Annotated in this window: 21 protein-coding genes; 11 read left to right on the forward strand and 10 right to left on the reverse strand. The window is 61.9% G+C overall.

Features of this window, described 5'->3' with window-relative positions; translation table 11 throughout:
* Positions 1-74 precede the first annotated feature (74 nt).
* Positions 75-1367, reverse strand: a complete 1293-nt coding sequence (gene purD, locus HBOR_RS07515; protein ID WP_006054359.1) for a phosphoribosylamine--glycine ligase — start codon at positions 1365-1367, stop codon at positions 75-77.
* 158 nt (positions 1368-1525) lie between these two features.
* Between purD and HBOR_RS07520 the strand changes: the two genes are divergently transcribed.
* The 3 genes from HBOR_RS07520 (at position 1526) to HBOR_RS07530 (ending at position 7364) form a co-directional block, all read left to right on the forward strand.
* The gene (locus HBOR_RS07520; RefSeq protein WP_006054360.1) at positions 1526-3574 is read left to right on the forward strand and encodes a prolyl oligopeptidase family serine peptidase; all 2049 of its coding nucleotides are present in this window, start codon (positions 1526-1528) and stop codon (positions 3572-3574) included.
* Between the two features lie 103 nt (positions 3575-3677).
* Positions 3678-5105, forward strand: coding sequence for an outer membrane protein assembly factor BamB family protein (locus HBOR_RS07525; RefSeq protein ID WP_006054361.1), 1428 nt, complete (start codon positions 3678-3680; stop codon positions 5103-5105).
* A gap of 81 nt (positions 5106-5186) precedes the next feature.
* The gene (locus tag HBOR_RS07530; RefSeq protein WP_006054362.1) at positions 5187-7364 is read left to right on the forward strand and encodes a thioredoxin domain-containing protein; all 2178 of its coding nucleotides are present in this window, start codon (positions 5187-5189) and stop codon (positions 7362-7364) included.
* 15 nt (positions 7365-7379) lie between these two features.
* Here the strand turns inward: HBOR_RS07530 and HBOR_RS07535 are convergent, their stop codons facing one another.
* Together HBOR_RS07535 and HBOR_RS07540 are read right to left on the reverse strand one after the other, a co-directional pair.
* Positions 7380-8195 (reverse strand): hypothetical protein, encoded by an 816-nt coding sequence (locus HBOR_RS07535; RefSeq protein WP_006054363.1) that lies wholly within the window; start codon positions 8193-8195, stop codon positions 7380-7382.
* 99 nt (positions 8196-8294) lie between these two features.
* Positions 8295-8681 (reverse strand): thioredoxin family protein, encoded by a 387-nt coding sequence (locus HBOR_RS07540; protein ID WP_049890575.1) that lies wholly within the window; start codon positions 8679-8681, stop codon positions 8295-8297.
* A 146-nt stretch (positions 8682-8827) separates the two neighbouring features.
* On the opposite strand from HBOR_RS07540, the gene HBOR_RS07545 reads away from it, so the two are divergent.
* The gene (locus tag HBOR_RS07545; protein WP_006054365.1) at positions 8828-9850 is read left to right on the forward strand and encodes a PLP-dependent cysteine synthase family protein; all 1023 of its coding nucleotides are present in this window, start codon (positions 8828-8830) and stop codon (positions 9848-9850) included.
* Here the strand turns inward: HBOR_RS07545 and HBOR_RS07550 are convergent.
* Positions 9823-10695: an alpha/beta fold hydrolase gene (locus HBOR_RS07550; RefSeq protein WP_006054366.1), complete on the reverse strand. Its 873-nt coding sequence runs from the start codon at positions 10693-10695 to the stop codon at positions 9823-9825. The two genes, HBOR_RS07545 and HBOR_RS07550, sit on opposite strands and share 28 nt — an antisense overlap.
* A 221-nt stretch (positions 10696-10916) precedes the next feature.
* Here HBOR_RS07550 and HBOR_RS07555 point away from each other — a divergent pair, with 221 nt between their 5' ends.
* Positions 10917-11966 carry an RNA-guided endonuclease TnpB family protein gene (locus HBOR_RS07555; protein ID WP_006054367.1) on the forward strand — a complete coding sequence of 350 codons (1050 nt, stop codon included), beginning with the start codon at positions 10917-10919 and terminating at the stop codon, positions 11964-11966.
* Between the two features lie 334 nt (positions 11967-12300).
* On the opposite strand, the gene HBOR_RS07560 is transcribed toward HBOR_RS07555, so the two are convergent.
* From HBOR_RS07560 to solA, 4 genes are all read right to left on the reverse strand, one after another.
* Positions 12301-12756 carry a DUF5804 family protein gene (locus HBOR_RS07560; protein ID WP_049890577.1) on the reverse strand — a complete coding sequence of 152 codons (456 nt, stop codon included), beginning with the start codon at positions 12754-12756 and terminating at the stop codon, positions 12301-12303.
* 66 nt (positions 12757-12822) lie between these two features.
* Entirely contained in the window at positions 12823-13095 is a 273-nt protein-coding gene (locus tag HBOR_RS07565) for a hypothetical protein (RefSeq protein ID WP_006054369.1), read from the reverse strand.
* Between the two features lie 133 nt (positions 13096-13228).
* On the reverse strand, positions 13229-14392 hold the full coding sequence (locus tag HBOR_RS07570; RefSeq protein WP_006054370.1) for a tRNA sulfurtransferase: 1164 nt from the start codon (positions 14390-14392) through the stop codon (positions 13229-13231).
* A gap of 49 nt (positions 14393-14441) precedes the next feature.
* Complete coding sequence (solA, locus tag HBOR_RS07575) at positions 14442-15572, reverse strand: N-methyl-L-tryptophan oxidase (RefSeq protein WP_006054371.1); 1131 nt, start codon at positions 15570-15572, stop codon at positions 14442-14444.
* Positions 15573-15809: 237 nt separating this feature from the next.
* Between solA and ppk1 the strand changes: the two genes are divergently transcribed.
* On the forward strand, positions 15810-18365 hold the full coding sequence (gene ppk1 / locus HBOR_RS07580) for a polyphosphate kinase 1 (protein ID WP_394295387.1): 2556 nt from the start codon (positions 15810-15812) through the stop codon (positions 18363-18365).
* Here ppk1 and HBOR_RS07585 read toward each other — a convergent pair.
* Together HBOR_RS07585 and cyaB are read right to left on the reverse strand one after the other, a co-directional pair.
* Entirely contained in the window at positions 18362-19567 is a 1206-nt protein-coding gene (locus HBOR_RS07585; protein WP_006054373.1) for a methionine adenosyltransferase, read from the reverse strand. The genes ppk1 and HBOR_RS07585 overlap by 4 nt on opposite strands.
* Positions 19568-19658: 91 nt before the next feature.
* On the reverse strand, positions 19659-20249 hold the full coding sequence (gene cyaB, locus HBOR_RS07590) for a class IV adenylate cyclase (RefSeq protein ID WP_006054374.1): 591 nt from the start codon (positions 20247-20249) through the stop codon (positions 19659-19661).
* Positions 20250-20361: 112 nt separating this feature from the next.
* Here cyaB and HBOR_RS07595 point away from each other — a divergent pair, with 112 nt between their 5' ends.
* The 5 genes from HBOR_RS07595 to HBOR_RS07615 all read left to right on the forward strand — a co-directional run bounded on the left by HBOR_RS07595 (position 20362) and on the right by HBOR_RS07615 (position 24944).
* Positions 20362-20877: a DUF6789 family protein gene (locus HBOR_RS07595; RefSeq protein ID WP_241432316.1), complete on the forward strand. Its 516-nt coding sequence runs from the start codon at positions 20362-20364 to the stop codon at positions 20875-20877.
* Between the two features lie 227 nt (positions 20878-21104).
* On the forward strand, positions 21105-21830 hold the full coding sequence (coxB, locus tag HBOR_RS07600; protein WP_013440570.1) for a cytochrome c oxidase subunit II: 726 nt from the start codon (positions 21105-21107) through the stop codon (positions 21828-21830).
* Positions 21827-24448 carry a cbb3-type cytochrome c oxidase subunit I gene (locus tag HBOR_RS07605; protein WP_006054377.1) on the forward strand — a complete coding sequence of 874 codons (2622 nt, stop codon included), beginning with the start codon at positions 21827-21829 and terminating at the stop codon, positions 24446-24448. The genes coxB and HBOR_RS07605 overlap by 4 nt, the downstream gene beginning before the upstream one ends.
* Positions 24449-24459: 11 nt before the next feature.
* Positions 24460-24720: a cytochrome C oxidase subunit IV family protein gene (locus HBOR_RS07610; protein ID WP_006054378.1), complete on the forward strand. Its 261-nt coding sequence runs from the start codon at positions 24460-24462 to the stop codon at positions 24718-24720.
* A gap of 2 nt (positions 24721-24722) precedes the next feature.
* Positions 24723-24944 carry a hypothetical protein gene (locus HBOR_RS07615; RefSeq protein WP_174261569.1) on the forward strand — a complete coding sequence of 74 codons (222 nt, stop codon included), beginning with the start codon at positions 24723-24725 and terminating at the stop codon, positions 24942-24944.
* Positions 24945-25019: the final 75 nt, after the last annotated feature.

Genomic DNA, 25019 nt, shown 5'->3' on the forward strand with positions numbered 1-25019 from the left:
GTTCGGATAAAAGACTCCGCGTCCCGGGTGATGAATTGGCAGTTTGCCCGCCAATCTCCGAGTGCCGACTGGATCTACTCGCCGCGCAGTTCGTTCACGTGATCGATGCGCCGTTGTACGAGGTCGGGTTTGCCGATGTCGTGGCGGATGCGAAGACCCTCACCGGCGGCCGACAGACCGGCCTCGGCGGCCTTCTCAGCCTCCGCAATCGTGTCTTCGACGCCGACGACGGCGAACGACCGCGAGGTGGTCGTGTACAGACCGTCGTCGCGGGCGTCAACGCTAGCGTAGAACAGCAGTGCGTCACCGACGTTCTCCTCGTCAACTTCGATCTGTGCCCCGTCGTCGGGGTCCGTCGGGTAGCCGTCGGGGACGGCGTACTTGCACACTGTCGCCTTTCCGGCGAACTCCAGTTCCGGAAGCGACTCGCCATCGCGTCCGGCCGTCACAACGTCGAGGAACGGCGTTTCGAGGACGGGAAGCGTGTTCATCGCCTCGGGATCACCGAATCGGGCGTTGAACTCGATGACTTTCACGCCGTCGGCGGTGAGCATGAACTGGCCGTAGAGGACGCCTTTGTAGTCATCTAACGCATCGACCGTCGCTTCCAGCACTTCGACGGCCTCGGTGTAGTCCTCGAACGTCATGAACGGCAGTTCGGCGACTGAGTCGCTGTAACTTCCCATGCCGCCCGTGTTCGGCCCTTCGTCGCCCTCGTAGGCGCGCTTGTGGTCCTGCACGGCGGGCGTCGGGCGGACGTCACCGTTCGCCACGAACGCCTGCACGGTGAACTCCTCGCCGACGAGGCGTTCTTCGAGGACGACTTCCTCGTAGTCGGACTCGCGGAGGTACTCTTTGGCTTCCGCTTTGGTCACTTGGTCGCCGGTGACTTTCACGCCCTTGCCCCCCGTCAGGCCGGCGGGCTTGACGGCCAAGTCGCCGTCGTACTCGTCGATGTACTCGCAGGCCGCTTCGGTGTCCTCGAACACCGAGAAGTCCGGGCAGCCGGGAATGCCTTCTTCGGCCATGAACTCCCGCTGGAAGGCTTTGTCAGTCTCGATGCGGGCGTCTTCGGCCTGCGGACCGAACGTGTACACCCCGGCGTCGTCGAGAGCGTCAGCGACGCCCGCTTCGAGGGCTGATTCGGGACCGATGACGGCCACGTCTGCACCCACTTCGGTGGCGTACGCGACGATGTCGTCGGCCGCCGTCTCCGACACCTGTCGGAACCCGGCCGAAAGCGACGCGATTCCGGGGTTGCGGTTGCTCGCACAGGCGTACAGTTCGCAGTCGGGGCTGGCAGTCAGGGCACGCGCGATGGCGTGTTCGCGGCCACCGCCGCCGACGAGAAGCGCCGTCTCCGTCATACCCTCACGACCTCAGCACGAGAGTGTAAAGGTTGCTCTTCTCGCAAGTGATTCTGGGCACAGTCGTGTACATGATCTCCGCGCTAAGCGACCGCCACAGTCGGGGAGACGGCTTCCGGAACCCCGAGATTCTTGTCACCATCTGTTCACGTACGCGCATGGATTCCCCTCCTGAAACCGACCAACGGGACACCGGCTACACCCTCCACGACGACGACATCGACGACCCATATCTATGGTTAGAGGAGACCGACGACGATGTGTCCGCGTGGACGGCGGCGCAAAACGACTACGCGGACGACTACCTCGATTCGCTGGACATACGCGAGTCGCTCCGGCCTCGCTTCGAGGACCTGGCACGGACGACGACGTACATGCCCGTAAAGGCTCGACAGAACGGCTACTTCCAGCGCGTCCGCGATGCCGACGCCGACCATCCCGTCCTTACTTTCCGCCCAGGCTTAAACGAAGACCGCCGCGTCCTCGGCGATCCGAACGAGATGAGTGACGACGGGAGTGTCTCCGTCGATTGGTACGTTCCGAACCCCGACGGTAGTCTCGTCGCTTACGGCGTCGCGGAAGGCGGTGACGAACAGTACGATGTTCGTGTCCTCGAAACCGAATCGGGTGAGACGGCCGAGGAACTCACCGATGTCGGCCGTACCGGTCCGTGGTGTTTCGGCTGGACGGATGATGGTTTCTACTACCTGACTACGGGGTCGGTGGGCGACGGCGGCCAGTTAGAGAAGGAAGTCTGCTTCCATGAGATTGGAACCGACCCGGCGGACGATTGGACGCTCGCCGACGAGTTCTCTACGCAGACGTGGCCACTCGTCGAGACGGACGCCGAGAGCGACTACGTTATCCTCGGTCACACTGAAGGCTGGGAGCGGACCGACCTCTACTACGCCGAACTCGGATCCGACGAACTGCATCCCCTCGTCGTCGGCGAGGACGCTCTCTTCGAACCGACGCTTGACGGGAACGACGTGTACGTGAACACCTCGCTCGATGCGTCGAACTACCGCGTGGTCAGCGTATCTCTCGATGCTGTGGACCCGAGTGCGTCGCCAACGGACGTGGGCGAGTCGTCAACGGACCCGAACAAGCCGTTCGAGACGGTGGTTGCAGAACGCGACGATGCCATCGCACAGGAACTCGACGTAATCGGTGACCGAATCGTCGTGAAGTACCTCCGCGACGCCGTCCACGAACTCGTCGTCTTCGATGCCGATGGCGAGCAGGATGAGACGGTTCCACTACCGGGACGCGGGTCGGTCGCCTCTTTCGGCGGCGAGGACGACCTGTTTTTCACCTACGAATCGTTCACCGAACCGCCGTCGATCCGACGCTACGCCTTCGGCGCAGACGAGACGACAGTCGTAGATCAGCCGGATATTTCGACCGAGACAGACCTGACTGTCACCCAAGACTGGTTTGCATCCGCGGACGGAACCGAAGTTCCGGCGTTCGTCGTGCGCCGCTCCGACCTCGAATGCGACGGTGACAACCCTGCGGTGCTGTACGGATACGGCGGGTTTGAGAACAGTCTCACCCCATTCTTCGGCGAGTTCTTCCTCCCGTTCCTCGAATCGGGTGGGGTCCTCGCCGTCGCCAACCTTCGCGGCGGCGGCGAGTTCGGCGAGTCGTGGCACCACGCGGGTCGCCGCGAACACAAACAACGGGTCTTCGATGATTTCTTCGCCGCCGCCGAACACCTCGTCGAGAATGGCTACACCTCCACAGAACGACTCGCCTGCTTCGGCGGGAGCAACGGCGGCCTTCTGGTGGGTGCGTCGATCACTCAACGACCAGACCTGTTCGCGGCGGCCGTCTGCAAGGTTCCACTCCTCGATATGCTTCGGTTCCACACATCGCTTCTCGGTGAGACGTGGACCACCGAGTACGGGTCGCCCGACGACCCCGAAGCGTACGAGTACATCCGCGAGTACTCGCCGTATCACAATGTCGAAGAACGCGCGTACCCGGCCGTTCTCTTTACGACTGGCGAAAGCGACTCTCGCGTGGACCCGTTCCACGCCCGAAAGATGGCCGCACGGATGCAGGCCGCACAATCGGGAGCGGATCCGATCCTCCTGAAAACTCGGTCGCAGACGGGCCACGGATCCGGCAAACCCGTTTCAAAAGTTGTCGAGGAGAATCTCGACGAGTGGTCGTTCCTCGGCGACCAACTGGACGCATTCTAGAGCGACTAGCCAGCTCGATGACACGAGTCGCCCGCTTGCTGATCCGTCAAACGGGTGTTTCACTCACCAGAAGACCCTTTTTGTCGGCTCCGCGTTTGTGACCATGGTCTCTCGGAGGCGGTTTCTCGGACTCGGTGCTGGCACGCTGGCGGTGACGGCCGGCTGTCTCGGCACCCGCCGTAGCGACGGTACCGCCGCACCAACCAACGAATCGCCCGCCACTCCTGATTCGACATCCGAATCGACCGGCGACGACTCCTCGAAAACGCCACGCGATCTGCCCGAGTGGACGCCGGACTGGACGCTCTCGTTCGATAACTGGCACGTCTTAGGTATCGATGTGGCCGATTCCACCGAGGTCGCCACCGCCACCAACACCACGAATGCTACCAACACCGGCGATGGGATCCTGTTCACGACGCTGCGTCGAGACGGCGGTAACTCCGCTGTCGCGGCCGTAGACCCTTCCGACGCGTCGGTTCGTTGGCGGACGAAGATGGACGGTGAGGCGGTCAGCGGCTCACACGCCGCGTTCCAGCGCATCGCTCGCGGCCAGTGGGGTGCGACACTCACCGCTGAGACTGTCTACTCAGTCGCCGGAAACGCCGACGAACGCGAGTGGACCGAACTGTACGCACTCGACCGGTCGAACGGTGAGCGACGGTGGTCGCTGAAGCGTGACCGGAAACTCGCCGTTGCGGGTGTCTCAGACGGCCTCCTCGTCGCAACCGGCTTGGAGTTCTTCCCGCCGCCGAACGAGACGCCGGTGAGCCATCAGACGCCCGAGGAACCGCTCACGACAGTCGTCTACGGTCTCGACGTAACTGACGGAGCGGTTCGCTGGACGCGCGAGTTTACCGCGGTTCGGGATGTCGCAGTCGGTCCCGAGGGTATCTACGTCGCCGCTGGGGACCGCCTTCTCGGTCTCGGACGCGACGGCGAGACGCAGTTTACGGTTGACGACGGCCCCGCCAAATGGATCGAAGTCGCCGACGAGCGACTCTTCTTCTTGGCTGGTGAGGGAGACGGAGCGACGCTTCACGGCGTCGCACCGAACGGCGACGGTGACTGGAAACACGACGTACCGGTGGAGGAACTCCTTCTCGACGGCGACCGTCTGTACGCGGGCGGCGACTCGGTGCTGGCGGTAGACGCCGACGGGACCGTCGCTTGGCGTGACGACAACTACGGCCAGTGGCTTCTGCTCGATCCGGACGGAGACACGCTCTACACCCGGTCTGGCGTCCGAGCCGACGCCGCGACGGCGTACAGTACCGCCGGTGAGAAACGCTGGACGTTCGATCCGCCGTCGAACAACGCGTGGCCGGAGGCGGCGACGGCCGACGCGATGGTGGCTACCGCCATTACCGCCGACGACAGCGATGACCTCTTTAAAACCGTCTACGCCGTTGATTCAGCCGGCGAGGCGACCGCCGCCTTCGGTCGAGACACCGTCTTCGATGCGGTTGGACGTGACGACACTGTCTACCTCGCAGACGGGCAGTCGAACCTCCTGGCTTTGACGCCGTGATCCGAATCGACTGCCGAACGGATCCAGCGACGCTTCGCCGTCTCCACGGTCCTTTAGTCGCCGCGGAATCGTAGTTCACGTATGAGCGACGCGTTGGGGCGCAATCGGCTAGCCGACGAGCAAAGCCCGTATCTCCAGCAACACGCTGACAATCCGGTGAACTGGCAGCCGTGGGACGAGACGGCCATTGAAGCCGCCCGGGAGAAGGACCGCCCCATCTTCCTCTCGGTGGGCTACTCGGCGTGCCACTGGTGTCACGTCATGGCTGACGAGAGTTTCGAGGACGACGACGTGGCAGCAGTGCTAAACGAGTCGTTCGTTCCGGTCAAGGTCGATAGAGAGGAACGACCCGACTTAGACCGTATCTATCAGACTATCTGCCAACTCGTCACCGGCGGCGGCGGTTGGCCGCTCTCCGTCTGGCTCACACCTCAAGGCAAGCCGTTCTACGTCGGGACGTACTTCCCGAAGGAGGAACGGCGGGATCGAGGGAACGTCCCCGGCTTCTTGGACCTCTGTCGGTCGTTTGCGGAGGCGTGGGAGAACGATCGCGAGGAGATCGAGAACCGCGCCCAGCAGTGGACCGCGGCGATACAGGATCAGTTGGAGGCGACGCCCGACGACCCCGGCGAATCGCCCGGCACCGAGATTCTGGGCGAAGTGGCGAAAGCCGCCCTCCGCGGTGCGGACAGAGAGTACGGCGGGTTCGGGTCCGGCGGACCGAAGTTCCCCCAACCCGGCCGCGTTGAGGCGCTTCTCCGGTCGTACGTCCACTCCGGCGAGGACGAACCGCTGACTGTGGCGATGGAGACGCTGGACGCGATGGCGGGCGGCGGGATGTACGACCACGTCGGCGGCGGCTTCCACCGCTACGCTACCGACCGCCAGTGGACGGTTCCGCACTTCGAGAAGATGTTGTACGACAACGCCGAGATTCCGCGCGTCTACCTCGCTGCACACCGTCTCACCGGCCGCGCCGACTACGCCGAAGTCGCCCGCGAGACGTTCGACTTCGTGGCTCGTGAACTCCGACATCCCGACGGCGGCTTTTTCAGTACGCTTGACGCCCAAAGTGGCGGCGAAGAAGGAACGTTCTACGTCTGGACGCCCGAGCAGGTTCACGAGGCGCTCGCTGACGAGACACGTGCCGAGGTGTTCTGTGACTACTACGGCGTCACTTCCGGTGGCAACTTCGAAAACGGCACGACCGTCCTCACCGTCTCAGCGACGGTGGACTCGGTGGCCGACGAACACGGCCTGACGACTGACGAGGTGACAGACCACCTGGACGCGGCCCGCGAAACGCTGTTCGACACGCGGGAGTCGCGGACGCGCCCGCCGCGCGACGAGAAGGTGCTGGCCGGGTGGAACGGCCTGATGATTTCGAGTCTCGCGCAGGGCGCGCTCGTCCTCGGTGACGAGTACGCCGAACTCGCCGCCGACGCACTCGGTTTCGCCCGTGAACACCTGTGGGACGAATCGGAGGGGCGACTCTCCCGTCGGTTCAAAGACGGCGACGTGAAAGGTGAGGGGTACCTCGAAGACTACGCCTTCCTCGCTCGCGGCGCGTTCGACCTGTATCAGGCGACGGGCGACGTGGATCATCTCGCTTTCGCCGTCGAACTCGCCCGCGAAATCGTCGCCTCGTTCTACGACGACGCCGCCGGGACGCTCTACTTCACGCCGGACGACGGCGAAGCGCTCGTCACTCGTCCGCAGGAGCTACAGGACCAGTCTACGCCGTCCAGCGTCGGCGTCGCCACCTCTCTCCTCTTGGATCTCGACGCCTTCGCTCCAGATGCCGACTTCGCCGCCGTCGCCGGATCGGTGCTTGACACCCATGCCGACCGCATCCGCGGCCGACCGCTCGAACACGTCTCGCTCGCGCTCGCCGCTGAGAAGCGCGCCCGCGGCGGATCAGAAATCGTCGTCGCCGGGGACTCGCTGCCCGACTCGTTCCGGCAGTCGCTGGCGGAACGCTACGTCCCCGACGCTGTCCTTTCGATCCGACCGCCGACTGACGACGATCTGACGCCGTGGCTGGACACGCTCGGCGTCGAAGACGCGCCGCCCGTCTGGCAGGGCAGAGAGATGCGCGACGGCGAACCAACCGTCTACGCCTGCGAGGGGCGCGCCTGCTCGCCGCCCACACACTCGGTCGAAGAAGCGCTTTCGTGGTTCGGCGGTGGCGACGACGTGGACGTAGAACTAGACGACGCGGACATCGATTTGGACGAAACCGACCTCGACATCGACTGACGGGCGCACCCCGAATCAGTCGTCGCCGCGAATCTCTCGTCCGTCGTATCGCCGAAGCGTTTCCGCGAGGAAGTCGGCGACGCGTTCCGCGCGCTCGATGTCGTCGCACGGGAGCGCCTTCGGCGGCCGGTGTAACTTCTCCAGCGTCCACGTAAGCGCTCGCCCAATCGGGTCATCGGAGATTGGCCCGTCGAGACCCCACGACAGTCGGAGCGTTGTCCCGTTGTCGGCGACGTCGAGGCCGCGGAGGTTCGAGATCCCGTAGCAACTCGCCCGTGATTCGTCCAGCGTCTCCTTGCAGATGGACGATCTGACGCTCCACCGCCGTTCCTCGGCGATCCACTCCGCCACTGGCTCTTCAGCAACGAGACAGCCCGCGGTTTTCGTGAGCGAGTCCTCGGTGGCAGCGAACGCTTCTTCGGGGAGCGAATCGGCGTCCACCGCGAGGCTCGAATGATGCGGCATCGCCGTGAAGACGGTCTGCCCCTCGCGGGCGAGTTCCACCTCGAACAGGAAGTGTCGCCCGATGATTCCCCTTGTGAGTGCGACGAGGCGGCGGACCGACTTGCGCCCGGACTCGTCGCTCACTCCTACACTCCACGCCTCCCAGTCCCCGTTGTCGCGTTCGGGCCGGCGGTCGAATCGCTCACGAACTGCGTCCCACGCCTCCCGGCAGTCATCACCGTCGGGTTCCTCGTCGGCCCACGGTTCGTCTATTCTAACGAGTGCGGTCGTCGCGTACGGAAAGAGTGCGTCGGTCGTTTGCGCGAGTGCATCGGCGTACTCGTCGGTGATGAGCGCGTGCGTTCTGTTGAAGTCGTCGGAGGGCATTGTCGCGTGAACTGGTCAAGGGGGGTTAGGTTCGCCGTTCGTGCGACGGTTCTGGGTGGCCGTCGTTTTCGCGGTTATTCGGCGAGTTCGTTTTCGCGGCTATTCGGCGAGTTCGTTGGCGAGGTAGACGGCGATGGGGACGCGCGCATCTTCGACGAAGCGGGCGACTTCCTCACCATCCCGTTCGACGACGACGGTGGGGATGTACTCGATGTCGTACTCCTCAACGAGGGGCCCGGTCTTGCTCCCGTCGTCTTCCTTCTCGACGGGGTAGTGTTCGACCCGCTCGTCGGGCACTTCCGCGGCGTCGAGAGCGGCGGCGAAGTCCGGCAGTTGGTTTCGGCAGTCCTTACACCAGTCGCCGCCCCACACTTTGAAGACGAGTCCGTCCTCGGAAAGCGTCTCGACGGTGTCTTCGTAGGAGTCAGCGTCCCACGCGGGATTCGGTTGCATCGTGTCCAGCGTTCCGGCTTCAGCTTCGGTCATGGTGGTTTCTAACGAACGCGCCGACGTAAAGCGCGCGGTGTCGGAGTGATTCGCCGCCCGGTGTTCCGTGACAGCGGACGCAACATATCGGCGTCTCTTGCCCCCGTCCGCCATCGTTTTCGGGGTGAGAATACTACCGAACGACAATGGACGCCAACATCCTCGAAACGATCGGCTCTCCGCTGGTCGAGGTGTCGTCGCCCGAGGGCGCGACGGTTGCGGCCAAGGTGGAGTCGAAGAATCCCGGCGGGTCGGCCAAGGACCGCCCAGCACTCGCCATGATCGAGGCCGCAGAACGCGCCGGTGAGATTTCACCCGGTGACGAACTGGTCGAACCGACGAGCGGAAACACTGGGATCGGCCTGTCGATGGTAGCCGCCGCGAAAGGCTACGACATGACGATCATCATGCCATCGTCGCAGTCGCCCGAACGGCGCGATATCATGCGCGCCTACGGCGCGACCATCGAACTCGTCGATGGCGACATCTCCGACGCAAAGGACCGCGCCGACGAGTTGGAAGCCGAGGGTATGACGCAACTTCGCCAGTTCGAAAACGAGGCGAATCCCCGCGCACACTACCGGACGACGGCTGAGGAGATTCTCGAACAGATCGGTGACAGAACGGTTGACGCCCTCGTCGCAGGCGTTGGAACGGGCGGTACCATCTCGGGCATCGGTAGCCGCCTCCGCGAGGAATTCCCAGAGATGGAAATCGTTGCCGTCGAACCCGCCGAAAACGCCGTCCTCTCGACAGGGGAGTCGGGAAGCGACGACTATCAGGGCATGGGGCCGGGATTCGTCAGCCCGAATCTCGACCGGGACTTGTTAGACGACGTGATACCGGTGCCGCTCGAAGACGCCGAAGCCGAATGTCGTCGTCTCGCCCGCGAGGAAGGTATCCTCGTCGGCCAGTCTTCCGGCGCGTCGAACCTCGCGGCCCGTCGCGTCGCAGAACGTCTTGCAACGCCCGAGGCGAACTGCCCGGAACCGCCCGAACGGTTCGTGATTGAGGATATGTCCGACGACCCCCGAGGCGACGATGGCCGCACGGACGATGCCCGCGCCGACGGTGGCGTCCCCGGTGGCGATACCGACGACTGCCCGCTCGTGATTACGGTATTCTGGGACAGCGGCGAGCGCTACATGTCAACCGGAATGTTCGACTGAAGGAACAGTCGAACCAAGGAATTCACTCGTTGCGGCTGTTCTCTTGGCGGCCAGTGACCGCACTCGGGGAGGATTCGTACCTCGGAGTTGGGAACGAGCGACTCCGCTCGAACTGACCACGACGACGGGACGAGTTTGTCGTCTTCGCCGTGAATGAACAGCGTCGGCATCGAGAGGTTCGGAAGGTCGTCTACGTAGTTCGTACGGAGACCGGTAAAGCCGATTTCTGCCCGTTGGAACGTACGCCATGCGCTTCCATCGTTCCGCTGTGCCTCCTCGTAGACTTGGTCAACGACGTGTGGACGGACGTTACCGTAGGCGACGATGGCGCGGACGGCGAAGTACGCGACCGTTCGACTCCGTGCGATGGCGCGCCACGACAACTCCGAGAGGTACGGTACGCGGACGAACAGCGCACCGAGCGGCCCGCCCGGAACAGAGTCGCCCAGTCCGTAACTGTTGATGGCGACGACGGCCGACACGTCCTCCGGATGGCCGAGCGCGTAGCCGAGCGCAACACCACCACCGAGCGAGACACCGACGAGCGCGGGTGCATCAATTTCCTCCGCTTCGAGGAAGCGTTCGAGGACGCGAACGTAGTAGTCCGTCGTCGGGACGCGTTCGGGTTCGTCGCTGTGGCCGTATCCGGGCAAGTCGATTGCGTAGACGCGATAGTCGTCGGTCAGCGCTGGTATTAGCTCACACCACGACAGTTCGGCGCTGTCGAGGCCCCCGCCGTGAATGAGTACAACCGGTGGACTCGCGGGGTCGCCCGCAACTAACGCGGAGAGACGGAGTCCGTCGAGCGCCGTCTCTCGTCTCGTCGCGCCGTGCGGGATCTGCATGCGCGTGGCTTCTGCGTTCTCCGAAAAAAAGCTATGTCGCGTTCGGGGCTTGTGAAGGCGATTGTCACTTGGCACCGTCTGTCGTATTACGGAAACACAAGGAGAAAGCCCCGCCCTTTAGGGCGGGGATGAATCCGACAGTCGATGACACAAACCACCGACGATAGCACGGCCTGATATTCCAACAGATACTTAGGATTCCGCACCTAATTACATTTGTAATGGTCACGGTGACTGTCACCGCGAAGTTCCACAACCCATCCCTCTCACGGCGCAAAGAGTGGCAACACGCCGCTCGCCTCTACCGTGACACCAAACAGTTCTGTATCGACGGATGGGAAAACGACGACTTCGACAAGTCAGTGACCACGGCCAGCATCGACAACGCCCTCTACTCGGCTATCCAGAACCAAGCCATCCGAGAGGCGAAATCCGACCACAACAAGGACGGAGAGGTTCGCTACCGAGAGAGTCAACCATTCGCCGTCAACAATCAGAACTGGGAACTCGACACGACCGAGAATGGCACGGTCGTCGTCGGCTTCCCCTGCGTCTCCCAATGGTGGTACACCCCGATAGAGGTGTACGACGATATTGCCGACCCCGTAGACCGACTGGTCGAGGGTGATGCCGACAAGACCCGCCTACAGGTCTACCGTCGCGGAGACGACTGGTACTGTACGTTCAATATCGAGTACGACGCTGACACGTCGGGTGAGACACCCATCGGTGTCGATATTGGTGAACGACACATCCTCGCGGTGACGGCCTACGGCGAAGACGAGTCGATGCTGGTGTCGGGTGGTGAGGCGAAGTATGTTCGACGCAAATATCGTTCCCTACGCGATTCGCTTTCGGAAGCGGGTGCGCTTCGCGCACGCAACCGTGTGGGTGACAAAGAACAGCGTCGAATCAAGGACTTGAACCACAAACTCTCCCGTCGCCTTATCACGTTCGCGGAACAGTTCGAGAATCCCGTCATTCGGATGGAAGACCTCGAAGGCATCCGCGAGAACAGTTCGTGGTCGGGAGTTCACTCGTGGCACTTCCACCAACTCCAACAGTTCATCACGTACAAAGCCGAACGCGCTGGTATCCGCGTCGAGGCGGTCGATGCGTACCATACCAGCCAGCGGTGTTCGGCCTGTGGGTCGATGGGCAATCGTGATGGCGACCACTTTTCGTGTTCGGAGTGTGGTCGAGGACGCCACGCTGACCTGAACGCGTCGGAGAACATTGCACAACGGGAGGGTGAACCATGCACGGGCTAACGCTTCGGGCGAGTCGAACCGTGCTACCTCGCTGGTTGAATAGCCAGTCGTCATTGACGCCCGCTGTATGCGGGGAGGAAGGCCCCATTGACAGGGCTACACGCGCTGGAAAGCACGTCCTTGGTCACAACTGGACGGCTACCGCTGACGTTCCACGCGAAAGCGTACTTGAGAACCGAGGAAACGCGCAACCTGAATATCCCCTTCGGGGAATCCTCGTCGCCAGACTCCGTCTGGCGGGCAACCAGAACGCAAGGCGTTCTGGTGACGCCCTTTAGGGCGGGGAGGATGTCAACGGTTAGAGCGAACTGGCACGAGACGGCAACTACCTGTATTAACCGCCGAACTCAGAATCGGCCACCCGGACGACTACCGTCTCCGCTACATCGCGGAGGTCGTAGGACGGAATCGACCCGTCGGGACGGCGCGTCACGTACATCGGTTCGACGAGACGCCCGTCTTCGATGCCGTACACGGCGAGACGCTCTTTCGTCTCTTCGGGACGAATTTCTGCGTCACGGACCGACTCAGCGAGGCGGCGCGAAAGCCACTCTTCGCCCGAGATGCTCGGTTCCATCACCAACACGTGGTCCACAAAGCGGACGAGATACCAGTTGAGGTCGTTACAGAGGGAGACGGCGGCACCGACGCTCACCGTGTCGACAGCCAGCGAATTCTCGAACGGGTCGTAAATCTGATACGTCGAGAGGGCGGCCCGAGCGGTGTCTCTCGACAACAGTTCGTACTGCACGTTCACGTCGGGCGACCCGACGAAACAGACCCGCGTCACGTTCTGCACACTGACGCGGCCGAGGTTTATCGGTTCCGATGCCGTCGCCGTGCGGTTACGCCGGTCTCACTCCGCGCAGTCGAACGTTCGCACCCAGTCGTCGGCACATCCCTCGTCGCAGAACGACAGGAGCTTGCGCTCTCTGGTCAACTTCTCGCTCGGGTTCTGCGGGCGCTCGCGGTCGAGTTCGACTTGATAGTGCGCGCTGTCGAGTTCAACTGACGCTCCGCAGGCCGAACAGGGTTCGGTCCCGTGACGCCACCGTGAACGCGGCGTGACCTGTCTGACGGTCCATCCTGCACCGTCGGACGAAAGGGAGGGGCGGCGAATGTCTGCCATCGGACGAACGTACGGGATACTCCCATGTAAATGCATTTTCACCCGGTCGTTCATCTACAACACAAACGTTCGTGCTGTTATCGTTCACCGTGGTGTTCGTACCCATTGTATCGATGTCGGTCTCGATACCCACTTAGTCCACGTCGGCAACCGACGCGTTCTCACCGGCACGCCGCGCTTCGTCCAACAGTCCGTCAGGTTCGACGGCGGCAACGTCCTCGACAGCAGCGTTCGTTTCGGGGTGTGACGGGGCGACTCGCTCGCAACCGACGGGAAGCGTCGAGTCGTCGTAGGTGCCGATTCGGCGCGCTTCGGCAACAATATCCGATTTGTCCGTCGTGAGAAGCGGTCGGTGGATCGGCATGGTCGCTGCTTCGTCCGTGACGGCGAGGTTCGCGCCGGTTTGACTCGATTTCTGTCCGAGTGCCTCGCCCGTCGCCACCGAGTGTGCCCCGTCACGCCGCGCGACTGCTTCGGCCATCACCAGCATCGCCCGCCGGAGCGACAGCATGCGCGTCTCGCTCACTTCCGCAATGAGTCGATCCACTACGTCAGACCCGTCAACGACGCGTGGTCGCAGGTCTTCACCGGGCGCGCGGGCGGCAAGCGTCCGAATCACCTCGAACGCTCGGGCGCGGTGGTCTGCGCCGCCGTACTCCCCGAGATCAACGTAGACGGGAATGGGGATGCAACCGCGGCGCATCAACCGCCACGCCGCCACCGGCGAGTCGATGCCGCCGCTGACGAGTACAGCGACGCGTCCCTGTGTGCCGAGTGGGAGCCCACCCGGCCCGTCGAATGAGACGGCCGCGACGAACGCGTCGTCCTCGCGTACTTCGATTCGGTAGGTTCGATCAGGGTTGTCTAAATCGACCGTCGCGCCCGTCTGTTCCTCGATGAGACGACCGCCTTCGATGTCCAACTCCCGACTGGAGAAGTCGTGTCTGTCTTTGGGTCCGACGCGCCTGCTGTCCACGGCGAACGTCTCGGACGATTCGTGGTCGCGCGCGAGCGTCTGGAGAACGTCGCGGACGGCGTCGATGGTCGCCTCGGTCACGACGACAGGTCGGGCGAATGCGACACCGGGGAGCGTCGCCACCGCTTCAGCGACGCTGTGTGGGCGTGCGGTGTGGACGACGAGGCGCGACCAGCGTCGCTCTACGTCGCCGTCGCTGTCGCGTTCGCGGAGTAGTGCGCGAACGTTCGCGGCCAACCGGTCGGCCATCTTCGTGCGCACCTCGCTACTCTTCGTCCCTACCTCGCTGTAGCCGACGAGGACGGCGTCCGCTTCTGTCACACGCGGGCTTTGCTGTCGCCGGTTATTATCGTCTCGGTGTGGCCCTCGCTCAGAACCGGTCTATCCGGAACAAGTCGGTGTCGTGGTTGGTTTCGCCGTCGAGCGCGAAGTCAGCGAGGATTTCGCCGACGACGCTTGCGAACTTGAAGCCGTGCCCCGAAAAGCCCGCACCGATGGTAATCTGTGGGTGTTCTGGATGCGTATCGAGGATGAAATGCTCGTCGGGAGTGTTGGTGAACAGGCACGTGGCGAGTTTCACTGTCGGTCCTGCCCCCTTCGGGAAGCATCGCTCGGCGTACGCTCGGAGGGCTCGTTCGTCCGCAGGGCGCGGTTGGCGGTCCATCTCGTCGGGATCAACGGTCTCCTCGAAGTGGTTGAACTTCCCGAATTTGAATCCCGGAACGTCGTGCCGCGGGAAGCCGTAGTAGTGGCCGTCCTCGTCGGCGTGGACGAACACCGGGAAGTTCTCGGCGTCGAACGCCGCCGAGTCCGACGGTTGCAGCCACGCCAGCACCTGCCGTTCGGGGACTGCGAGGCCTTCGAGTTCGGGGACGAGTTTCGGCGTCCACGCACCCGCGGTCACGACGAGACGGTCCGCCTCGTATGTCCCCTTCGGCGTTGTCACTCGGACACCGCCGTCGGCTAACGGTGTGAAATCGCGCATCGGTTCGCGCGCCCGAATCTCCCCGCCCGCCGCTTGCGCCGCTTCCGTATGGGCGATGATACACTGTTCGGGGACGAGAAAGCCACCGTCGGGCTGGTAGACGGCGCGGTGGTCTTCCGGCAGGTCGTACCCGGGAAAGCGGTCGTTCACCTCGGCCGCAGAGAGGAGTTCGTGGTCAATATCGTGGGCCTCACACGACCGGCGCGACCCGTCGAACACCTGACTATCCGGCGGCCCGGCATCGATACCGCCCGTAATGGTGAGGAGATCACGACCCGTTTTCTCCGCTAACTCCCGCCATAGGTCGTACGCTCGACGGACGAGCGGCACGTACGACGGATGTTCGTACTGCGCTTTCCGGATGATTCTCGTGACGCCGTGCGAGGACCCCATATCGTGCGGAACGTCGTACCGTTCGAGTCCGAGAACGTCCGCCCCACGGTTCGCCAGATGATACGCCGTCGCGCTTCCCATGCCACCGACGCCGACGACGATGACGTCGTACCGGTTTCGCATACTCGGCGTTCAGAACGGACAAAAAAGTAGTTACTGCCGGTCAGAACCCTCTCACCCTTCTTGTTGTAACATCTATATATCTGTGGTGTGCGTACTGTTCACAAACACTGCCGAATATGTCACCAATATAAAATTACTAATATTGCGTTACTGTCGTGACGCTTGACGTGACAGTGCCGTGCTTCGCACACCTCCCACTTTGCCCTCTACTCTCCGAAAATGGCTGAAGAAAACGGTATGACTCCGTACGACCCCGACCACCTGGACGTTGACCTCACCGACCCCCAGTTCTACCTCAACCGAGAACTGAGCGAGATGGAGTTCCAGCGCCGCGTTCTCCACGAGGCGCTGGACGACAGACAGCCCTTGCTGGAACGGGTCCGTTTTCTTTCCATCTTCACGAAGAACATGGACGAGTTCTTCATGAAACGGGTCGGCGGTCTCAAACAGCAGATCGACGCCGACGTAACCGAACAGACGGTTGACGGCCGGACGCCCACACAGCAGTTGACCGAGGTGTTGGAGAAGGCCCGGCCGATGTTTCGTGCACAGGCGAGGTGCTTTCTCGACGAGATCCGCGGCGCACTCGCCGACGAGGGGATCCATATCCACGACTACGACGAACTGTCGGCGACCCAACGCGAGCAGATGCGCCAGTACTTCGAGGAATCGGTACTGCCGACGCTGACGCCCCTCGCTTTCGACCCCGCACACCCGTTCCCGTTCATCTCCAACCTCAGTCTCTCGTTGGCCGTGATGACGCGGCGTGACTCCGATGACGAACCGACGTTCACGCGAGTAAAGATTCCGCAGAACCGCCCGCGACTCGTCGAACTCGACGACGGAGAGTACATCCTCTTAGAGGAGGTCATTCGCTCGAATCTCGATCTCCTGTTCCCGAACGTCGAAATCGTGAATACGACGGTGTTCCGCCTCACACGGAACGCGGAGGTGCGGCGGAACGAAGAAGTCGCAGAGGACCTCATCGACATGATTCAAGAGGTCATCGAACAGCGACGGTTCGCTACTGTCGTTCGCCTCGAAGTCGAGGCGGACGCTCCCGACGCAGTCGTCAGTCTTCTGCAGGAACAACTCGATATCGCCGACGACGAAGTGTTTCGCCTGCCCGGTCCGCTCGACTACCGCGAGTTGCTGTCGTTGACCGACCTCGACCGTCCGGCTCTGAAACTCGACTCGTGGACGCCGCAGTTGCATCCGCGACTCGAACGCGACGAACACCGTGCCGATTTCTCGGCGGACAGTCAGCGGAGCATCTTCTCGGAAATTCGCCGCGACGATATCCTGCTTCACCACCCGTACCACTCGTTCGACGACACCGTCCAACGGTTCTTAGACGAGGCCGCAAGCGACCCGGACGTACTCGCTATCAAAGCCGCAATCTACCGGACAGCGTCGGACTCGCAGGTGATTCAGAGTCTCATCGAGGCGGCCGAGAACGGCAAGCAGGTGGCGGTGATGGTGGAACTGAAAGCCCGATTTGACGAGCAGAACAACCTCGAATGGGTCCGCCGCCTCGAAGAAGAGGGGATTCACGTCGCCTACGGCACTATCGGCCTGAAGACGCACACGAAGACAGCACTCGTCGTCCGCGAGGAAGAGGACGGCGTGCAGTTGTACTCGCACGTCGCCACCGGCAATTACCACTCCGAAACGGCGAAGGGCTACGTCGATTTGGGACTGCTGACGGCCGACCGCGACATCGGACAGGACCTCGTGAAAGTGTTCAACTTCTTCACGGGGCCGTCGTTGGACGAACAGTTCCGCAAGCTCCTCATCGCGCCGGTGACGATGCGCGAGGAGTTCACCAAGTGTATCCGTCGGGAGGCACGCCACGCGCAGAACGGCGAGGATGCTCGCATCGTCGCCAAGGTGAACGGACTGGAGGACCCACAGATGGTCGAAGCACTGTACCGCGCATCGATGGCGGGCGTCGAAATCGATCTGATAGTGCGGGACATCTGCCGTCTCCGCCCCGGTCTTGCGGACGTGAGTGAGAATATCACCGTCCACAGTATCGTTGATCGCTTCCTCGAACATTCCCGTATCTTCTACTTCGAGAACGGTGCGAGCGCCGACTCCTCGCAAGCACTCGGCGCAGCCGACGACGCGGGTGGTCCCGAGTGGTACATCGGATCGGCGGACTGGATGGAACGCAATCTCGACAAGCGGGTTGAGGCCGTCGCACCCGTCGAAGACCGCGATATCCGCGAGCAACTCCGATTTATCCTCGAACTGGCGATGAACGACAACCGCAAGCGGTGGACGATGAACGCCGACGGGACGTACGAGCAACGCCATCCGCCGGACGGTGAACCGGTCGTCAACATGCAGTCGATTCTGATGGAGCAAGCGATGTCCGCCCATGGCCGCGACACAAACTGGGGCATCCCGACAGATCATCCCGCCGCGCCCGGCGAACTTCTCGTCGCACCGCACGAGGAGGCCGACGACGGCGACGAAACCGCGACCTCCGAGACAACTGAGAACCCCGAGGCGGAGACGGTCGATGCCGTCAGAGATGGTGGCCCGATCAGCGTCCCGAACGCGACGAACGGTCGTGATAACGTGGCGAACGGTCGTAACAGCATGCCGGACGACAACTGTGATGACGCGCTGGATGACGACCTGCCGCAAGTGATGCGAGACAATCCGGACCGGTGGTACGTCCCCGATAGCGATCACTATCGCTACGTCGTTCGGACGCCGGACGGTGGCCGACAGTACCGGAAAACGCAGGATGCGGTTGCGAAGTTGCTCGAACGCTACTACTAGAACGTCGTCATCTCGCCGTCGATGACACGACGCGTCACGTTCGTCACGTCGGCGAGTCTCTCGTCGATAATGGCTTGCACGTCCGCTTCGATATCGGACAGTTCGACGCCGTCTTCCGTGATGACTTTCGCGTCGGCGACGTGCGGTTCATCGATCGGTCGGCCGATTTGCGAGAGCAGACGTACTTGCAGGTCGCGGATCCCGTCCACGTCGGCGACGACGGCTTCGGCGATATCCGTCGAGAGCAGGTTGTATATCTTCCCGATGTGGTTGACGGGGTTCTTCCCCGACGTTGCTTCCATGCTCATCGGCCGGTTCGGCGTGATGAGGCCGTTCGCGCGGTTGCCACGGCCGACAGACCCGTCGTCGCCCATCTCTGCGCTCGTCCCGGTGACGGTGAGGTAGATGGAGCCTTCGTCGTAGTTGTCGGCGGTGTTCACGTCTACGTTGACCTCGCGGTCCGTGTAGTCGGTGGCAACGTCGGAGACGTATTCGCGGACGTGTTCGACGGCGTCCTTGTAGTCCGCCATGTCGTCGATGTGAGCGTCAACCATCGCGGCGGCGACGGTGATGTCAATGTAGTCGCCCTCGCGTTTGCCCATCACTTTCACGTCGGGTCCGAGGTAGGGGTGCCGTTCGGCGTACGGGCCGTTCAGTTGGCGCTCAACGTTGAGGACGATGTTTTCAGTCTCCGTCAGGGGTGCATGGCCAACGCCGAACGACGTGTCGTTCGACATCGGGACCTCGACGTTATCCTCACCGAAGACGTCCTGCAGATCGCCGGACCCCTCACCCAGTTTCACGTCCACGATAACGTCCGTACCGAACTCCAGTTCCGGGATGTTCTCGCGGAGGTAGTCGCGCGCCGCCTCCAAGGCGACCGAATCGACGGGCAGTTTCTCGCCGTCGTACTTCTTCGTCGCGCGGCCGACGAGGAGGATGTACATCGGTTCGATGACTTCGCCGCCGCCAAAGGCGGGGGCCGACTCGCCAGCGACGAGTTGCGTCTCGTCGGTGTTGTAGTGGAGGACTTTCCCGACGCGGTCGAGATACAGGTTCGAGAGGGCGCGGGAGACGCTCTCTGCGATACCGTCGGCGATGGAATCCGGATGTCCGATCCCTTTTCGCTCGACGATTTCGACGCTTTGGTCTTCGACGGCCAGTCGTTCGACCGCCTCGATTTTGATATTCCGCTCAGTCATTATTTCTCCTTCAGCCCCACTCGGTGCTATAACTTGCGGAAAAAGTCCGACGGTCCGTGTATAACTTGCGGGAATAATTTGCCCGACTCGGTCACTGATCGAGAAGCAATCCGAGGTAGGAGGTTCGAATCTGGTCGTCGGGATCGAGACCGAGGTCGCGGAGGACATCGAACGCTCCCTCCCGAACGGCGTCTATCTCCTCTTCCGTCGCCGTCTCCGCCTCGATCTCCACGAACTCTCCGAGGTCCGAGACCGCATCCAGCGTGACGGTGTAGCCATCGAGATGGTAGAACTCACGCTCCTTTTCGACTGTCTCAACGGGGCTGAACCCTAGCCCCGAGAGAATGCCCTCGGCACTCTCGGCATCGCTGACGACCATCTCGTGTTCGGTCCGCGTTTTCGACGCCGAGTCCACGAGCGGTCCCTTGTACGTCATCTTCGTCGTTGTCGCTTTGTCCGCCTCGGCAGTTTCGCCCTCACCATCGGACTGGTTCGTCCCGTCCGAAACTCGCGTCTCGCGTCGGATTCGAAGGGCTTCGTCCGTCTCCGCGAAGTCCCGGTGGGGCGCGCCGTAGTAGGTGTCGATTTGCGTGACGCTCGCTTCGTGGACAGCGCCGGCATCGGTGAGTTGTGAGCGCACCGTTTCGTGGTCTGTCGGGAGTTTGACCTCGACTTCGTACATGCACGGAGGGTGTCAGTGCCGACCTAAAAGTACGCGCTCTCTTTCTCGCCCTAATATATTGTCAAATGTCACCATTTAACATCTGTGCCTGTGTAGCATGAAAAGTGATACCATGAGTGGAGAAATCCAAGAGCGAGACTCTGTCGGTGTTGATGAGACGTTAGAGCCGTTCGATATCCCGATCACCAGACACGTCGTCTCCGTCGCAATGCTCGGCGGACTCGCCGGGACGGTGTTGATGATGCCGATTCTGGTCGGAATCCCCGAACTTCTGGGTTTGTTCACGACGACACCCATCACGCAGTTCGCCGGGTTCGCACAGTTCTTCGGCCTTGAACCGACGTTAGCGCTCGGTATCTTCCTGTTCGGATTCGGTGGGACAGTGGTCCTTCCGTTGACGTTCCTCGTCCTCGGGGCGTTCCTCCCGCCGGAATCGCCGCGGTATCTCCGCGGTGCGACGTTCGCAACGTTCTTCTGGACCGGATTCGTGCCAGCGTTCTGGCCGGATGCCGGTATCCTGACCATTGCGTCGTTCCTCGTCTTCTCCCTCCTCGCTCACTGGGTGTACGGCTTGACTCTCGGTGTGGTCATCCATCGAGTGACTGGGGTTCCGCAACACCAAGTGTGAAAAGTAGTGTCGGATTCGTCCCCGTCGCCAGATTACATCTGGCGGGCAATCAGAACGCTTTGCGTTCTGATGACGCCCTAAAGCGCGGGGCTTTCTCCTTGCACTTCCGTAACCGACTCCATCGCTCACTCGTCTCCCACTTTGGCTCGTCTCTTTTTCTTCGATTCAGCGCTCTTATCCGCGAAATAGATAAGTACTATAAATAATAATTAATGACATAGGTTACCATGACCATAGTTACCATTGTCTGGGTGGCTGTCGCCGCCATCATCCAGTCCGGACTGGTTCCCCGCGGAACACGTGCGTACGTGTTTCAGAGCATCTACGACGTGTTCTTGATTCTCGGGGTACTGGTCGGCGTCATCGTCATCGGGTATATGCTGTACAATGCGTACAAGTACCGGGCGGGCGGGGGGAACGCGGCTGATGTGGACCGGCCCGTCCTCGGTGAAATTCCGACGGGCGGCGGTGGCGGCAAGAAACTGTTTACGTCGTTCATTTTGAGCATGATCATCGTCATCTCGCTTATTTCGTGGACGTACGGGACGCTGCTATTCGTTGAGGAAGGGCCGCAACCCGAGGAGACGATGGAAGTTCGCGTCGAGGGCTACCAGTTCGGATGGCGATTTGTCTACCCGAACGGCTACACGCAGGACGGCGTTCTTCGGGTTCCGCAGAACGAGTCCGTCCGCTTGGTCGTCACCTCCGACGACGTGTATCACAACTTCGGCGTTCCCGAGTTGCGAGTGAAGACGGATGCCATTCCCGGACAGCAGACGGATACCTGGTTCCGTGCGACGGAGACGGGCAACTACAGCGCCCAGTGTTACGAACTCTGCGGGTCCGGCCATTCGTTTATGACGGCGACAGTTGTGGTAATGGAACCTGACGAGTACGAATCGTGGTACGAGAGCACGCAACCGAACACGACAACGGAGAACGCATCAGCATGAGCGACGAGACACCGGAGAACGAGCACAGCAACCACACGACCGACGAGGATACGTCCTCGTCCGACCCGCGGTCTGACGGGGGACAGACAGGAGAGGCAACTGCATCTACCATCGGAAGCGAACTGACTGTCCCGGCAACGACAGACGATTATCCCACCGAATCGGCCTCGGAGTTCCCCGGGATGGGGAGCATTCGTCGGTGGTTCGTTACGACGAACCACAAAGACGTTGGCATCCTCTACATCGTCACGTCGCTTTTCTTCTTGGTCCTTGGCGGCGTTCTCGCGTGGTTACTACGCATCCAACTGTGGGCACCGCGTACGCCGACAACGACAGTTCTGGGACCGATGGCGTACAATCAGGCCGTCTCGGCACACGGCCTCATCATGGTGTTTTGGTTCCTCTCTCCGTTCGCGTTCGGCTTTGCAAACTACATTGTTCCGCTCCAGATTGGGGCGAAAGACCTCGCATTCCCCCGACTCAACGCGCTCTCGTACTGGCTTTATCTCTTCTCGGGAATTCTGTTCGGCGTCTCCTTCTTCCAAGGCGGAACGTTCTCCGGCGGATGGACGATGTACGCCCCGTTGAACGTCCCCACGTTCACACCGGATGTGGGGGCCAGTACAGCGGTGCTGGCGCTCGTCCTGTTCGTCGCCTCGGTAACCGTCTCCTCGGTCAACTTCCTCACGACGATGCACAAAATGCGGGCCGAAGGGTTGACACTCCGCAGACTGCCGCTTTTCACGTGGTCTATCCTGTTGACCGTCTGGATGATGCTGTTCGCGTTCGCCGCCCTCCTCGCCGCACTCATCATTCTTTCGTCTGACCGACTGCTGGGAACGACCTACTTCGCGCTTGAGTCGCCCGCCGGGTCGATGCTGTGGGCGCACCTGTTCTGGTTCTTCGGCCACCCCGAGGTGTACATCGTGTTCTTCCCCGCGTTGGGTGTGATGGCCGAGGTGTTCCAGACGTTCACCGGTCGCCGCATCGTCGGCCGCAAGTGGTTCATCGCCGCGATGGTGCTGGTTGCGCTCCAGAGTTTCGTCGTCTGGATGCACCACATGTTCTTGACGACGATCAACCTCGAAATTAAGACGCTCTTTATGATCACCACCATCGGCATCTCCCTCCCGTTCGACCTGATGGTGTTCGCGCTCATCTACACGCTGCTGAAGGGGAAGATTCGCTTTACCACGCCGTTCCTGTTCGTGTTCGGCGCACTCCTCCTGTTCATTATCGGTGGCATTACTGGTGTCTTCCTCGGCGCTATCGTCTTAGACTACGAGTTCCGCGGGACGTACTGGGTCGTCGCCCACTTCCACTACGTGATGGTCGGCGGGGTCACTGCGCTCATCGGTGGGCTGTACTACTGGTTCCCGAAGATTACCGGGCGGATGTACGACGAGTTCCTCGGGAAACTTCACTTCGGAATCTACTTCGTCGGCTTCAACCTGCTGTACTTCCCGCTTTTCGTCGCGTGGGAGACGCCACGCCGCGTATTCGACTACTCGGCCGGGCTTCAGATCTGGCACCAACTCGCCACTGTCGGCGGGTTCGTCCTCGGACTGTCCTTTGTCATCATGTTCTACAACCTGCTGAAGAGTTCGTTTTCGGGCGAACGCGTCGGCGACAACCCGTGGGAGTTCTCGACGACCGCAGAGTGGGCCGTTCCCTCACCACCGCCACTGGAGAACTTCCCCGGACTGCCGACGTACCGCGACGGGTCGCTCGGATTCCGCGACGAATCGGGTGACGGACACGCGGCGGCGGATGGCGGTGGTTCAGCAACAACTGACGGCGGCGTCGCAACCGCCACGCCGCCTGCCGACCACCACGAGGAGGAACATGCGAGTCACGCCAGTTTCTGGCCGTTCGTCGTCGGACTCGGCGTGTTCTTCCTGTTCCTCGGCCTCTCCGGCCTCCGTGACGCCGCGTTCCCCGAAGGGATGACGGGCGGTTTCTACCTCGGGTTTACCCTCCTCGGTGGGACCGTTACCCTCGCTTCACTCGTCTTCATGGCGCTTGAACCGTTCCACGGTCCCGAAGACGTTGCGGGCGAGGCGTGGCCGTTCGAAGGGCTGGAGTACGGGAAGATCGGGATGTGGATCTTCCTGACTTCTGACGTGGTGCTGTTCGGCGGATTCATCGGTGCGTACGTGTTCACGCGCGTCGCCTTCGGGTGGACGGCGTGGGAGCCAATCCCTTCGGATCCGATACCCGGTCTGATGAACACCTACCTGCTCTTGACGAGCAGTTTCACCGTCGTCCTCGCACTCGTTGCCGCCGAGAAGAAGAGTCGCTGGGGATTGGTCGCCAGCCTCGTCACGACGTTCGTTCTCGGCGTGGGATTCCTCGTCAACAAGGCAATCGAATGGGACCACCTGTTCCACGAGGGCTTGTGGCTCTCTACGAACGTGCGCGCTTCGACGTTCTTCCTCACCACGGGGTTGCACGCCGCGCACGTCATCGCGGGGCTAGTCGTGACATTGTATCTCATCGCACGCGCGTGGCGGGGGGCGTACTTGGAGGACAACAGTTCGGTGGAGTACTTCGGACTCTACTGGCACTTCGTGGACATCGTCTGGCTGTTCCTGTTCCCGCTGTTCTACATCCTGTGAGGTGACAGAAAATGACAAACACGAAACTGTACACGATAATCTACGTGGTGTTGTTCGCCTCGGCGACGGTCCAAGTGCTGGTCGAGTTCGCCGGGGTGGCGTACTGGACGGCGTTCGGACTCATCATCGTCCTGTCAGCGGTGAAGGCGGTACTCGTCGCCGCCTACTTTCAGCACTTGCGGTGGGAACCGCGTTCGCTCACCTATCTCGTGGGTATCGGTCTTGCGGCGGCGTTGGCGCTCACCCTCGCGGCGTCGTACTCCATCCTGTGACGATGAGCGCGAACGCCCACCCGTCCTCGAACCGCCTCGACCGAACTGCTATCGGCTACGCCCTGCTGTTCTCGGTCCCGATGGCTGTCGGCATCACCCTCATGATGCTCAAGGTAGTCGGCGGGCCGCTTTCGGCACCGCTCGTTTTCGCACCGGGCGTCGTCGTCGCCGCCGCTGTTTTCCTCTTCGTCGTCGTCGCCGCAGCACGCGGCGAACCGGATTGATACCCACCCGCGCTAAAGCACGGAGCTTTCTGCTTGCACTTCCGTAAGCGCCGCCACCGATAGTGACACCCGACC

It is taken from the genome of Halogeometricum borinquense DSM 11551, from assembly GCF_000172995.2.
In the GTDB taxonomy this organism is placed as follows: Archaea; Halobacteriota; Halobacteria; order Halobacteriales; family Haloferacaceae; genus Halogeometricum; species Halogeometricum borinquense.

Excerpts from the sequence above, each read along its gene's own strand:
- purD (WP_006054359.1), bottom strand. The coding sequence starts at position 1,367 with ATGACGGAGACGGCGCTTCTCGTCGGCGGCGGTGGCCGCGAACACGCC.
- HBOR_RS07520 (WP_006054360.1), top strand. The coding sequence starts at position 1,526 with ATGGATTCCCCTCCTGAAACCGACCAACGGGACACCGGCTACACCCTC.
- HBOR_RS07525 (WP_006054361.1), top strand. The coding sequence starts at position 3,678 with ATGGTCTCTCGGAGGCGGTTTCTCGGACTCGGTGCTGGCACGCTGGCG.
- HBOR_RS07530 (WP_006054362.1), top strand. The coding sequence starts at position 5,187 with ATGAGCGACGCGTTGGGGCGCAATCGGCTAGCCGACGAGCAAAGCCCG.
- HBOR_RS07535 (WP_006054363.1), bottom strand. The coding sequence starts at position 8,195 with ATGCCCTCCGACGACTTCAACAGAACGCACGCGCTCATCACCGACGAG.
- HBOR_RS07540 (WP_049890575.1), bottom strand. The coding sequence starts at position 8,681 with ATGACCGAAGCTGAAGCCGGAACGCTGGACACGATGCAACCGAATCCC.
- HBOR_RS07545 (WP_006054365.1), top strand. The coding sequence starts at position 8,828 with ATGGACGCCAACATCCTCGAAACGATCGGCTCTCCGCTGGTCGAGGTG.
- HBOR_RS07550 (WP_006054366.1), bottom strand. The coding sequence starts at position 10,695 with ATGCAGATCCCGCACGGCGCGACGAGACGAGAGACGGCGCTCGACGGA.
- HBOR_RS07555 (WP_006054367.1), top strand. The coding sequence starts at position 10,917 with ATGGTCACGGTGACTGTCACCGCGAAGTTCCACAACCCATCCCTCTCA.
- HBOR_RS07565 (WP_006054369.1), bottom strand. The coding sequence starts at position 13,095 with ATGGCAGACATTCGCCGCCCCTCCCTTTCGTCCGACGGTGCAGGATGG.
- solA (WP_006054371.1), bottom strand. The coding sequence starts at position 15,572 with ATGCGAAACCGGTACGACGTCATCGTCGTCGGCGTCGGTGGCATGGGA.
- ppk1 (WP_394295387.1), top strand. The coding sequence starts at position 15,810 with ATGACTCCGTACGACCCCGACCACCTGGACGTTGACCTCACCGACCCC.
- HBOR_RS07585 (WP_006054373.1), bottom strand. The coding sequence starts at position 19,567 with ATGACTGAGCGGAATATCAAAATCGAGGCGGTCGAACGACTGGCCGTC.
- cyaB (WP_006054374.1), bottom strand. The coding sequence starts at position 20,249 with ATGTACGAAGTCGAGGTCAAACTCCCGACAGACCACGAAACGGTGCGC.
- HBOR_RS07595 (WP_241432316.1), top strand. The coding sequence starts at position 20,362 with ATGAGTGGAGAAATCCAAGAGCGAGACTCTGTCGGTGTTGATGAGACG.
- coxB (WP_013440570.1), top strand. The coding sequence starts at position 21,105 with ATGACCATAGTTACCATTGTCTGGGTGGCTGTCGCCGCCATCATCCAG.
- HBOR_RS07605 (WP_006054377.1), top strand. The coding sequence starts at position 21,827 with ATGAGCGACGAGACACCGGAGAACGAGCACAGCAACCACACGACCGAC.
- HBOR_RS07610 (WP_006054378.1), top strand. The coding sequence starts at position 24,460 with ATGACAAACACGAAACTGTACACGATAATCTACGTGGTGTTGTTCGCC.
- HBOR_RS07615 (WP_174261569.1), top strand. The coding sequence starts at position 24,723 with ATGAGCGCGAACGCCCACCCGTCCTCGAACCGCCTCGACCGAACTGCT.